Origin of the sequence: Acidimangrovimonas sediminis (genome assembly GCF_002871005.1) — a bacterium.
GTDB lineage: Bacteria > Pseudomonadota > Alphaproteobacteria > Rhodobacterales > Rhodobacteraceae > Acidimangrovimonas > Acidimangrovimonas sediminis.
Map to the genome: position 1 here is coordinate 17,978 of NZ_PHSN01000042.1, position 11,906 is coordinate 29,883.

At 59.9% G+C, this 11,906-nt stretch carries 10 protein-coding genes and 1 pseudogene; 6 read left to right on the forward strand and 5 right to left on the reverse strand.

Annotation, left to right across the window (positions count from 1 at the left end):
- Positions 1–9: 9 nt before the first annotated feature.
- The 5 genes and pseudogenes from CVV76_RS22840 to CVV76_RS24810 all read right to left on the reverse strand — a co-directional run bounded on the left by CVV76_RS22840 (position 10) and on the right by CVV76_RS24810 (position 3,921).
- Complete coding sequence (locus CVV76_RS22840; protein ID WP_102226998.1) at positions 10–1,701, reverse strand: purine-cytosine permease family protein; 1,692 nt, start codon at positions 1,699–1,701, stop codon at positions 10–12.
- A gap of 372 nt (positions 1,702–2,073) precedes the next feature.
- A complete protein-coding gene (locus CVV76_RS25720; RefSeq protein WP_158243227.1) occupies positions 2,074–2,364 on the reverse strand; it encodes an MmyB family transcriptional regulator in 291 nt (96 codons plus the stop codon).
- A 118-nt stretch (positions 2,365–2,482) separates the two neighbouring features.
- A pseudogene (locus CVV76_RS25725) lies at positions 2,483–2,713 on the reverse strand (transposase family protein); the annotation flags it as partial.
- A 61-nt stretch (positions 2,714–2,774) separates the two neighbouring features.
- Positions 2,775–3,230 (reverse strand): hypothetical protein, encoded by a 456-nt coding sequence (locus CVV76_RS25050; RefSeq protein WP_158243226.1) that lies wholly within the window; start codon positions 3,228–3,230, stop codon positions 2,775–2,777.
- A gap of 37 nt (positions 3,231–3,267) precedes the next feature.
- Entirely contained in the window at positions 3,268–3,921 is a 654-nt protein-coding gene (locus CVV76_RS24810) for a hypothetical protein (protein ID WP_146010367.1), read from the reverse strand.
- Between the two features lie 468 nt (positions 3,922–4,389).
- Here CVV76_RS24810 and CVV76_RS22855 point away from each other — a divergent pair, with 468 nt between their 5' ends.
- From CVV76_RS22855 to CVV76_RS22880, 6 genes are all read left to right on the forward strand, one after another.
- A complete protein-coding gene (locus CVV76_RS22855; RefSeq protein WP_146010368.1) occupies positions 4,390–4,578 on the forward strand; it encodes a helix-turn-helix domain-containing protein in 189 nt (62 codons plus the stop codon).
- A gap of 241 nt (positions 4,579–4,819) precedes the next feature.
- Positions 4,820–5,446 (forward strand): hypothetical protein, encoded by a 627-nt coding sequence (locus tag CVV76_RS22860; RefSeq protein ID WP_102227000.1) that lies wholly within the window; start codon positions 4,820–4,822, stop codon positions 5,444–5,446.
- A 622-nt stretch (positions 5,447–6,068) separates the two neighbouring features.
- Positions 6,069–6,767, forward strand: coding sequence for a PDDEXK family nuclease (locus tag CVV76_RS22865; protein WP_102227001.1), 699 nt, complete (start codon positions 6,069–6,071; stop codon positions 6,765–6,767).
- A 178-nt stretch (positions 6,768–6,945) separates the two neighbouring features.
- Positions 6,946–9,138, forward strand: a complete 2,193-nt coding sequence (locus CVV76_RS22870; RefSeq protein ID WP_102227002.1) for a DNA-binding domain-containing protein — start codon at positions 6,946–6,948, stop codon at positions 9,136–9,138.
- Positions 9,139–9,140: 2 nt separating this feature from the next.
- Complete coding sequence (locus CVV76_RS22875; protein ID WP_102227003.1) at positions 9,141–10,094, forward strand: TniB family NTP-binding protein; 954 nt, start codon at positions 9,141–9,143, stop codon at positions 10,092–10,094.
- A gap of 10 nt (positions 10,095–10,104) precedes the next feature.
- The gene (locus tag CVV76_RS22880) at positions 10,105–11,643 is read left to right on the forward strand and encodes a TniQ family protein (RefSeq protein ID WP_102227004.1); all 1,539 of its coding nucleotides are present in this window, start codon (positions 10,105–10,107) and stop codon (positions 11,641–11,643) included.
- Positions 11,644–11,906 lie beyond the last annotated feature (263 nt).

Genomic DNA, 11,906 nt, shown 5'->3' on the forward strand with positions numbered 1-11,906 from the left:
GTGGGTGCACTATTCCGCCGGGCTCGGCGCCGGCACGACGGTCTTGCAGATGTCGGCGCAGCTCTTCTCCAGCGAGCAGCAGAGCGAACAGATCGGCCCGGTGTGGAACGGGCATTCGGTCATGTCCGCGCGCTCGTATTCGAAACCGCAGCTGATGCATTCCAGCGTGTGCTCATGGTCGTGGGCATGACCCATGCCCAGCATCGGCACATCGTCCAGCGTGGTCCCCGCCGCGGGTTCGCGGGCGATGTAGTACTTGCCTTTCGTGGCGATCGCGATGATCGGCGACAGGATGAAGGCCAGCCCCAGCGCGATGAAGCAGGAGAACGCGCTGGCCACCGCCCCGAAGGCGCCGAAGAAGGCCGCGATCGAGATCACCGAGGCGATCACCATCGAGCCGAAGCCCACCGGGTTGAAGTTGTAGAGATGGGCGCGCTTGAACTCGACATAGGAGGGCGAAAGCTTCAGGATCGGCTTGTTGATCACCAGATCGGCAACCACCGCCCCAATCCACGCCACCGCGGTGTTGGAGTAGAAACCGAGGATCTTGTCCAGCACGCTGAACATGTTGAGCTCCATCATCGTCAGCGAGATGCCGACGTTGAAGAAGATCCAGACCACGCGGCCGGGGTGGTAATGCAACACGCGCGAGAAGAAGTTCGACCACGAGAGTGAGCCGGAATAGGCGTTGGTCACGTTGATCTTCACCTGCGAAAGGATGACGAAGAACGTGGCGACGCCCAGGGCCGCAAAGGGCACGATGTAGCCGAATCCCGCGATGTACATCTGAATCGGCTCGTTGGCATTGGCCATCGGCGTGCCATGCGCCACCGCGACCGAGGCGAAGAACGACCCCATCAGCTGCTTCGCCCCGCCGAGGACGACCCAGCCCGGGCCCGCCGCCAGCACCGCGACCCACCACTTGAAGCGGTTGGCATCGGTCTTGTCGGGCATGAAGCGCAGATAATCCGCCTGTTCGCCGATCTGCGCGATAAGCGACAGCGCGATCCCCGCCGCAGTGCCCACCAAGAGCGGGTCGATCGCTGCGCCGCTGGGCGAGTTGCCCTTGAAGCTGACCCAGTTGGCGATGGCGTTCGGATCGCCGATCAGCACCGCGATGGGCGGCGAGAACAGCAGAAGCAGCCAGATCGGCTGGGTCCAGACCTGAAGCTTCGAAAGCAGTGTCATGCCGAAGACCACCAGCGGGATGATCATCAGTGACCCGAGTGCATAACCGATGGGCAGCGGAATACCGAAGTAGATGTTGAACGCCTGGGCCATGATCGACCCTTCCAGCGCGAAGAAGATGAAGGTGAAGGAGGCGTAGATCACCGAGGTGATGGTGGAGCCGAGGTAGCCGAAGCCCGCGCCGCGGGTCAGCAGGTCCACGTCGACATTGTACTTGGCCGAATAGTAAGCGATCGGGATGCCGGTGAGAAAAATCACCACCGCCGCAAGCAGGATGCCCCAGAAGGCATTGGCAAAACCGAACTGCACCGCCAGCGAGCCGCCGATCGCCTGGTCCGCGAGATAGGCAATGCCGCCAAGCGCGGCTGAGGCCACGGCATATTCCGACCAGCGCCGGAAGCTCTTGGGTGCGTAGCGCAGCGAGTAATCCTCGAGCACCGGGTTGTTGACGAGCTTGTTGTAGGATCTCCGGGATTTTGGCGGAGTGGACCCGCCGAAGGTACTGTCTGTCATGATGCGTCCCCGTTGGTTGGCGTCGGACCGGACCGGGGCATGTCTTGGCGACCTGCTTCGGCGGCCACGCCGCCGGGACCCCTGCCCGCACGATCAGGCTATGGGCGACGCGGACGGCGGAGTATTGGGGTTCCTACGCATATTCGGGCACGGATCTACGTGGTGCGGATACGTAAGGGCTACGTATCCATGCAGGAGGCCCTGCCCGTCGGTTCTCGGAGACTGTGCGAAATTTTCGCGCCTGATGCGTTTTACGCCATTGGGAAGCCGTTTCCTGCAAGTGCCGCGCCTCGAATCCAGCGACTGCTTCCATCACGCATTTTGTCCGCCGGCTTAAGGAGCGTCAGCCGCGATGCAGGGCACGCCGCAGCGCTAGGCCTCCGCGGCGGGTCTGTGCGAGTGATGGCGGGCGCAAGACTCCGGCGCGGCGTCGACAAAGGCTCGAACGCGGGTCGCGACTTCGGCGGTGGCGGGCGTGTAGACCATCATCGTCAGGTCCGGGCGGCTGCGTACCGAGAAGGTCGCGAAGTCCAGCTCGATCAGGCCGAGCCTTGCGTGATGCAGCCGCTTGACACCGTCGTCGCGGTCGCCGAACTCGTTCGTCTGCCAGAGAGCGGCGAACTCGGCGCTGGCCTGGGACAGTTCGGCGACCAGCAGGGTGATCTCGTCGGACCAGCTTTTGCATCCGCGCCGTGCGGCGTCCCCAGGGCCTGGCTACGTCAGGCCTGAGACGCTCGGAAAATATCGACTGATGGCAGCGGGGAGAGCAGCACCGAAAGCGGCGAACATCGACCACCAGGACAACTTCGAAACCATGCGCCGGCAAATCCGCCAGATGGCGACGGTAATGGCTGTGGACATGCCGGGACCGCGACCCGCAGCAGGGACAGGATGCGGAAGCGCTGGTCGAGCGGGCCAAGACCTGAATAGCGTCATCGTTGGTGCTGACGTCATCAACGACAAGGCCAGCCGGGAGCAAGCTTCTCAAATCTAACTGCCGCATCCTGCACATCCCTCTGATATCACGTCAGAAAAGGCAGCTATCTCCGCGATCGGCCCGCATCAAAAGTGAGTCAGAGCCAATATTCGGTGCCGATTGACAGTCGAAGTCGTTTTATTGCGATCTCCTTGGTTTCGAATGCGCCTATGAGCGTGTGGAGGAAGGGTTTTGTTATCTCCGCTTGGGGGAGGCGGAGTTGATGATCGACCAAATTGGACAAGGCCGCACCTTCGACGCCGGGCACCTCCCTGCCGGCTACCCCTTTGGGAAGGGCTTGAATGTCCAGATCCGTGTACCCTCGATCGCGCCGCTCGTCGAAGCCCTTGCCCGGAGCAACTACCACCTTTTCCTCCCCGTCGAGGATAAGTGGTATCGAGTCGGTGCCGAAGAGAGCGGGAACAGGCAGTTCGTCGTGGCCGACCCTGATGGCTACCTTTTGCGGTTTTTCCAGGAACTTGGTTTGCGACCCGTGCAGGGGTGCTTCCAGTAGCGAAAACTCAGCGTCCCCTTCGTCCGCATAGCTGACCAACACGGTTTGCGGACACCCCCAATTTATTAATGATCGCTCATCGCGGTCTAATATCTAGACAGATAGCTTTCCAAGCCAATGCCGCACCATAAGCAACTGAAAAACCGAGAAACATTGCCCCGCCACTCGCGACAACGGCAATCGCGGCTGTAAAAATATTTGGAAAATAACATAAAAGCGCTGACGCTTTGCCTGGTGTGGCACGATCAAGGAATATTATTGAGTTGGGGAACGCGATCTCAGAAAGCAAAAACACTGACAATAGCAAGCTAAATATCGAGCCCCTAATTACGCTTTTGTTTCCATATACGCGCTCGCCGCCGGGCTTTATCTCTGCCGCACTTTTTAACATAAATTCATATCGAAGTCGTTGTGAAAATAATGGTATGAACGGCAAGGCAAACACAAGGATCGCAACGGGAAATGAAATTCGATCGAGCACCAGGAGTGTTGCGACAACGTTCGGTGCTGGACACTGGTTGGCTTGAAACCAATTCAGCGCATCAGGCGAAAAAGAAAACCAAAATATCGAGGATGAGAGACTGTGGGTCCAAATATGCGAAAAAAAGTAACCCACGAAAAATGTGAAGGCTCCGATGTAAAGCGGCAATCGGTACGTAAACACAATTAGCTTTTTTCTTGCTTTTCGGTTAACTTCGGGAGCCGATCCAGCGCTACTGTCAATCTGCATATGGGCACCTCGAAAGGAAAAGCCGCTTCGCGTGGCTATTTCCTGAAATCTATACTAACAAGCTAGGCACTGGAAATTGAACGGTACTGGCAATCCTACTATTTTCCCAATCTAAAGTTGTAACGGCGGGGTCATCTATTCGTGATCTACGGTCAGCAGCTGCTAGCAACAGTATCTGTTAGGTTGCCAGGGCGGCCCATTTCTGACCATTTTTGCATAGTGCGTTTGCGATGGTGACGAGCTTTCTGGCAACGGCGGTGAAGACCGCGGTGATCGGCGAAGACGAGGCCGGAGGTGTGAGTGCTGGACGCAATCTCCCCAAAAGCGCTGGATGAAATTTCCTCAGTTTGGTGCTGGTGCCGACGGTCCGGGGGGGGGGGCATGCCCGCCGGACCATCGGCGGCGCAGAATTACCCCTGCTGATGCCAAGGGAAGGACGCGCAGGTGGTGGAACTGAGGGAGATCGTAATGATCTTGGAATTGAAGCGGCCGGGCCTCGGCGTCAGCGCGATCGCGCGACAGACTGGGCTGGATCGCAAGACGGTTAGGAAATACCTCGATCGCGGGCTCGAGGAGCCGGCCTACGGGCCACGCGAGCCGGAAGAGGGCCTGGGGGAGAACTACCGCAACTACCTGGTCGACAGGTTGGCGGCCTAGCCGGGACTTTCGGCCCGGCGGCTGCACCGGGAGATTAAGGCGATGGGCTTCGAGGGGGCCTAGCCAGCAACTTTCAGCTTAGAGAGTGCGCACAGGCACTATGCTCACGTCTTGTCGCGACCCGTTCTCAAGCAGCACATCCGAGTTCGCAAATTTTTCGGTAAATCTTTTCCCGTAAACTTGACGCATGAGTCGCCGCCGGTCTATAAACTCTGTAACGACACTTCCGAGGACACCTTCCATGGCGACGAAAGGGGAAATGGTGCGGGCGCTCGCCCAGCAGTTCAAACTCAACCCCAACAAGGTCGATGCGATGACGCGTGCCATGGCGCGCGCCGGACTTCGCACTCCGGGGGGGCGGGGACGAGCCGCGGCAGATATGACGGGTGAAGATATCTTTCACCTCACCCTTGCCTTGGTCATGGGGCTCGAAACCAAGGACGCGCCTGAAACCGTGCGAGAGCTTTCGCTGCTGCGCTTCGAAGACGGGCACCTTAGTCGCGGCGACGATCTTCTTTGGGTCGCCGAATTCGATTCAGGGATGGGAAGCAAGCTGTTCCGCGGCCTGAACCGGGTTCCTGCCGGTGACCTCGAATTGTTCCGCACGTTTGGGGCGTTCTGTGGGCACTGGCTCGAAGTAGGGTTCGGCGGACCTGAAGGTGATTTCAACTCTGCCAAGGTCTCGGTTGAGGTCAGTTCACATGGCCCACATGCGGTATTCTCGCATCATTCCGGCGATGGGGATCTGACGGTTCGGTTCGGCCGCCCCCCAAACTCCTGGGAGGAGCCGGGGTGGGAGCGGCGCGCAATCATATCGGACGCGCTGTTCATACGGCTTGCCCAGCTCACCGGAAGCGGCGCGACCTGACGGAATGTGGTCGCCTTCCAGGCCCGCCGGACCGAATCACAGGCGAAATCTGCTTCTCTGAATCAGAGAAATTTCAAAACTTGCTCAGCCAAATCGGGCGGCTTTCTCGACTATCCACAGAGTTATCCAGATGAAAATGAAAAAACATCATCATCTTGAGGGAAAAATCGCCCGTATTTCGCGAGATAACGAACACACGGAATCCGATTTTTCGCAAGGCCTCGACCTGACGCGAAAAATGGGAGTCCGGCGCATTCCAGATCTTGAGGCCAGAATTTGCGAAAATTCAGGCCTCGAAATCCCGCAATCCCGGCGGTCTGGACACCCTGTGCAGACAGCGCCTATGGGCAGTTCCCGAATATGCGGCTGATCTCCTGATCTGGTTCTGATCACTCAGTTCCAACCAGGATACAGGCGCTCATCGGAAGAAACTGTCCAAAGAGGCTCGAACACCCAAAACCAGATCGAGGCGCTTGGCGCCCAGATGAATCGTGCGAAAGCCCGATCCCTGTATTGCACCTGCCGGTTAGCATTTCGCTATCCTCAGGACAAGGACGGCACTCCGCAAACTTCAAAGATTGTCATAGCCCGAGACAGCCATGTTCTCGGGGCGGGAGAAATCATGTCTGACCTTTCCATCGGCGGCGGCGTCCGCCTTCCCGAATTCAGCCTCGGCGACCGTGCCACCCAGGTCGGTTCGACCCAACACTTCACCGGAGGTATCGTCTTGAATTCCGGCCCCGGCAGCGATGGCCCTGGCCGTCGCGTGGGAGTCGAAAGCCACCACGAAGCAAACGCTAGCCTACTGCTGGCGGCGCGGCCCGAAGTAATCGACCTCGTTGAACAGGTGCGCTTCGACTGGTTCGATCAAGACGGCGAAATCCACAAGCACTACATCGACCTCGTGGCCACCGAGCGCGACGGGACCGTTGTCGGCTATGCCGTGCGGCCTCTGGCGCGGGTGAAAGACGCATATCTGGCCCAATTGGTCAGGGTAAAGGAACAGGCCATTGACCAAGGTGTCCTGCATGACTTCCGCCTGTTCACTGAGCGGGACATCTGCCCTGCCGAACTCTACAACGCGAAGCTTTTCCATTCCGTTCGGCGACCGGACTGCTTCGCAGATCCCGTTGCCAAGGACGTCGTCGGTCAGATGACCGGTGTCGTCGCGATCGGCCGGCTTGTCGAGCAGACCCGTCTCGACGGCATGGGCTTCCGTGCACTCGTTCGGCTGATCAGGTCCGGGCATCTCCAGACGCTGCACCACGAGCGCATCACCCACAGCAGCCTGGTCTTCAAAACAAAGGAGTTCTCCGCATGACCGCGCCGGGCTCAGGGGCCGGAAGCGACGTTCTACGACTGAGGTACTGAAGGCAAAAGCGCCGCCCCCCCCCCCCTGACGACACATCCCTCACCAACCACCCAGACGGTGCCCTTCGGCCACCGCATTCTCTCCTGCTGCCTTTTGCAGCTCCAATCACCGATAAAGGACTTTCAAAATGGACCTCTCCTTCAGTTCTCAGAACGCCCGCTACGCCTTCCGCCCCTTCGACCGTGTTACCATCGACGGCATGGCTTTCCGCCTCCACATGGAAACCGAAGTCGGGGTCGCCCTGACGCGAGACGACGAGACGGGTTTTTGCCAGCAGTTCTCGCATAGCGATCTCGCCCGCCTGGGAAGCCTTGGCCGTATCCGTGTCGAGCGTGATTATTTCGACCCGGAGGCCTCGCGGAAGCGCCAGTTGAGGCAATCCGCTCCGCTCACGACGCTCTCGGGGCGGCCGCTGCGGCGGTTTGTGCGCAAGGATGCCTATTGCGAGGCTGCAATCGAGCTGAACCGCGAAAATCTGATGAAATTCACAGATGACTCCATCGCAGCCTCCATGGACACTCTGGTTGGCCGTGCGGCGCAACTGGCGTCCAAGCGCGCCCCCTCCGGAGCAATGGGCATTCTGCCCTCCGAGAACTTGGGTGAGGCGCCGAGCCCCCGCACGCTGCGTAGGTGGCTTGCAGAGCGCAACGATCTGAACCTGATCGGCCATCTGGATACTATGGACCAGCGCGGATGGCGGGGGACACGGCTCGATCCCGAAGCCACTGCAATCATGCGGAAGGAAGTGCAGAAGTATCTGTCGCGCGACAAACCGACGATGCAGCACGTCTATGAGAACGTGCGGATGGCAATTGATCAGCGTAACGAGGGATGCGCCAAAGAAGACCGTCTGAACGTGCCAAGCCGCGAGACTGTTCGCAGAGCAATCCGGGCCCTGGACCCGTTTCGCGTGGAAGTCGCCCGCAATGGCGAAGCCGCCGCGCGCAAGAAGTTCCGGCCCGTGCTGAATGGCGTCAGCGCGACCCGTCCGCTCGAACGCGTCGAGATCGACGAATGGACGGTAGACGTCTCGACGCTCCTCGAGAGCACCGAGATCTATGGCATCTTGACCGAGGAAGAGAGGCGCCAAATCGGCCTTTACATCAAGGGCGACGAGAAAGACCCGCGCCACAAGGAGAAGGTCAAGCGTAAGGATCGCTGGACGCTGACAGCAGCAATCTGCTGCGCCACGCGCTGCATCGTTGGCATGGTCCTGAGCCGTTCCGCAAATTCCGAGGCGGCCGTTCAGCTCTTGCAGATGATCACGACCGACAAAGGAGCGTGGGCCGATGCCGTCGGATCGCTGACGCCTTGGGACATGCACGGCACGCCCGAGCTGATCGTCTTCGATGGCGGGGCTGCCTTCAAGTCGCTGCGCTTTCGCATGGCCGCTGAGGACCTCGGCGTGATGTGGGAAATGGCGATGAACGGAGTGCCGGAAAACCGCGGGACGATTGAGCGGGCCTTCGGTAGCTTCTCGAGTGACTTCGCTCCGCGTCTGTCTGGCCACACGTTCTCAAGCATCATGGAAAAGGGCGATGCCGATCCCGAGAAGCGCGCCGCTCTGACCTTGGATGACTTCACCTTCGCATTGCTGCGCTGGGTAATCGACATCTACCACAACACGCCTCACCACGGGCTGGGGGGGGAAACGCCGGTCAAGGCCTGGCGCCGGATGTCCAAGCATCAAGGTGTCACCCCTCCCCCGGACGCAGAGATGACGCGGCTGTGCTTCGGTCACCAACGGGAATATCGCCTGGACAAAAACGGCATCACCATCCTGGGCGTGCGTTACCAGTCCGAGGTGATCCAAGATTACCTGCGCCGCGAGGCCCCCGGAAAGGTTGCGGTGCGCTGGCACCCCAAGGACGTCGGCGCCATCTCGGTCCTGTGGGGCAAGGCTTGGTACGAGGTCCCCGCTCTGGATCCGACGCTGCGGGGCGTTGCGGCTCAGACCTGGCTGACGGCTGTGCGTCATGTCCGCGATGGCAACCCGAAGGCAAACCGCCTGGACAATGCAGCCGTCCGTGAGGCCATCAAGGCCATCAAGGCGCGGAACGATGCAGCGATGGCCAACGCTGGTCTCAATCTGGAGGACTGGTCCGAGCAGCGTTTTGCAAGGGACGAGAAAAAGCTTCTGGCAAGCATCGAGTTCGTTGAACCCAAGGAGCTGCGTTCGGCGGAAGGGGGCCTTGGTACTGAGATCCCCAGCTCCTCCGAACTGACCATGGCACCTGAGAAAACCACCAAACCTGCGAAGGCGGCCAAGATGGAGCGCGGCACCTCGCCCAAGTCCAACATGACGATCGAGGAGGACTGATCATGACCACTGCAGAATCCGCCGAGAACGCGCTGGAGCGTGTGCGTCACCTCCACATCGGCTCCGCTCGCGATGCCGAAGCGGCATCCCACCTCACCCGCCTCCTCGCCAAAGACGAACAAGGGCACCTGACTGCTGTCGCCAAACGCTTCACGCGAACCGGGGAAACCCGTGGCGTCATGCTGGTCGGGAGCCCGGGGAGTGGGAAGTCACATCTGATGGATCGCACGCTGGCCAAACTCAGCGTGTTGCAGCACGGGGAGTACGGGCGGCCGCGCTATCTTGGATGTCCGGTGCCAAGCCCGGCAACGTTCAAGGCCATGACGCTCGCGCTGCTGGAGGAAAGTGGTTATCCCGACGCCAATCCGCGGAAGGAGGCTTGGTCGCTCTGGCAGGATCTCCGCCATCGCCTGCAGCTTCTTGGGATCTCGGTTCTCTGGATTGACGAGGCACAGGATCTGTTCTGCGCCGACCGCAAGCTGATCCTCCGCGCGCTGAAGTCACTGATGCAGGGGGAAGATGCCGTAATCGTGGTCCTGTCTGGCACGGAAGATCTCGCCAAGGTCATTCGCACAGACCCCCAGGTGAAGCGCCGGTTCACCGCGATGGTTCTGCCCGATTTGGTTGAGCAGATCGATGGCGACAGTTTCCGTGATGTCATCGCGCAGTATTGTCAGCGCGTTGGTCTAGAGGGGCCGGCCGAAGCGGATCTGATCGGGCGTATCTTCCACGGCGCACGCTATCGTTTCGGGCGAGCCTTGGAACTGCTGCTTCAGGCCGTGGAAATCGCCATCGAGCGCGGCGATGAAGATCTGGACATCGGGCATTTCGCTGCCGCCTACGCGATGAACGAGGCCTGCACAGCCGCCGAGAACGTCTTCTACGCCAAGCACTATTGGCTGCTGAAAACCGATCCTGACGACGAGGACGACCGTCCTCAATCAAAGAAGCGGTGAGGGCAGCCCCATGACCACTCTCTTCCCTATGGTTCCATTTGTCCCCAATGAGACCCCGCTGTCGTGGGCAGCGCGGCAGGCTGCTTTCCACACCCGAGGTCGCGTCATGCCGTTCCTGACCGATCTCGGCATTCCCCTCGCGGAGCTTGCGCGAGGGGAAGGAAATGCCGTGGTGCGCCTCTGCCGCAAGGCGGGATACGATCCTGCACCCGTTTTGCGCAACACGATCAGCGCGATCGGTAGGCGGCGCTACCGGCTGCGAGAGCTCGAGTTCGCAGCCGAGTTCACCACCGGTCCAGTTACCCGGGCCTGCCCAGTCTGCCTCGAAGAAGATCGGACTGGGGCACGCATTCCCGGCGCCACCATCCGTCACCGCCTCATCTGGCGTCTTGCTCCGGTTCGGACTTGCCCGCTCCACGGCTCCCCTCTTCGGGACCTGCGTTCGAAGAGATGGGACGACATTGCTCATGAGCTGCAGGCAATGACCGCCATGATCGCGACTGAGCTGAAGGCGCCATATCACGCGCGCGCCGTTTCTCCCCTTCAGGCCTACACGATGGAGCGTCTGGATGCGCAGTCAGGCCCCGCATGGTTGGACGGTCAGGATATCGATCAAGCGGTTCGCGCGACCGAGATGCTCGGCGCCCTGGAAGCCTTCGGACCGGAGCTGAAAGCGTCCGAAATGACCGAGGACATGTGGGATGCGGCGGGGCGCGCGGGATGGCCGATTGTGTCTCAGGGCGCCTCTGCGATCCGGGAATACCTGATGGCGCGCAGCTCAGTCTCCAAGAGGAAAAGGGCCGCACCGCGGGCCGCCTTTGGCATGCTGCATGCTTGGCTTTCGAGCAGCCGGCTCTCCAAGGACCCCGGGCCCATCCGCGCAATGGTCAGGGACGTGATCATCGAGACAACCCCACTCCGCAAGGGGCATATGCTTTTTGGAGAGCCGGTTATGGATCCCCATCTGTCCAGCGTGGCATCTATCGCCAAAGCCGAGTGTCTTGACGCCAGAACGCTTCGGAACGTCCTCAAGGTGGCAGGCATGTTGAACGAGGAAGAGGTCGCACATGCGAGCAACCGACCCGTAGTCGATTACACTGCCGCTCGCGATCTGATCGACATCGTGAAACATGCCGTTCCGGTGAGCCGCCTACCAGACTTGCTCGGAGCCTCACGTCCGCTGGTCGCAATCCTCATCGAGATCGGAAAGCTGAACCGCGTGCAGGATCACCGCGCCCTCGAAAGCAAGGTTGGCAAGGCCGTGGACGGTCTGGGTGTGCAGTCGATCCTGCGATTTCTCGAGGCAAACTTTCCGGCCATCGACGAAGCGCCCGAAGGCTTCGTCGATCTATCCAAGTCGGCAGAAAAATCCCGGTCGCGGGTAAAGGTCATTCTCGAGCTGATATTTCTCGGCCATCTTAAGCGCGTTTATCGCGTGAGGGGGGAGCACGGTTTCGCGGCGGTGGTCGTCGACCCGGACGAGATCAAGGCTCTGATCGCAACTCCGCCGCCAGGTCTCTCAGAAGACTCCTACTTCCTGATGGACTGACCAGCACGACCTGACCTGCCGCCAAGAACCAGACCATGCCGCCTTCGGGCGGCATTTTTTTGCGAACTTTCGATGGTCATTTTCTCTGGGTGAAATGGTCATCTCTTCGCCTCAGGGTGAGTTCCTGTGATTTCGCCTATTATTTTTCAAAGACTTAGCTAGACCCAAAAGCCGCCAATGGACAAATATTCATGGGTTCGACAGTTGATGTATAGCTAAGCATAAATAGCCCATTCGGGCGTTTTTGGCGCCCATTTTCCAAG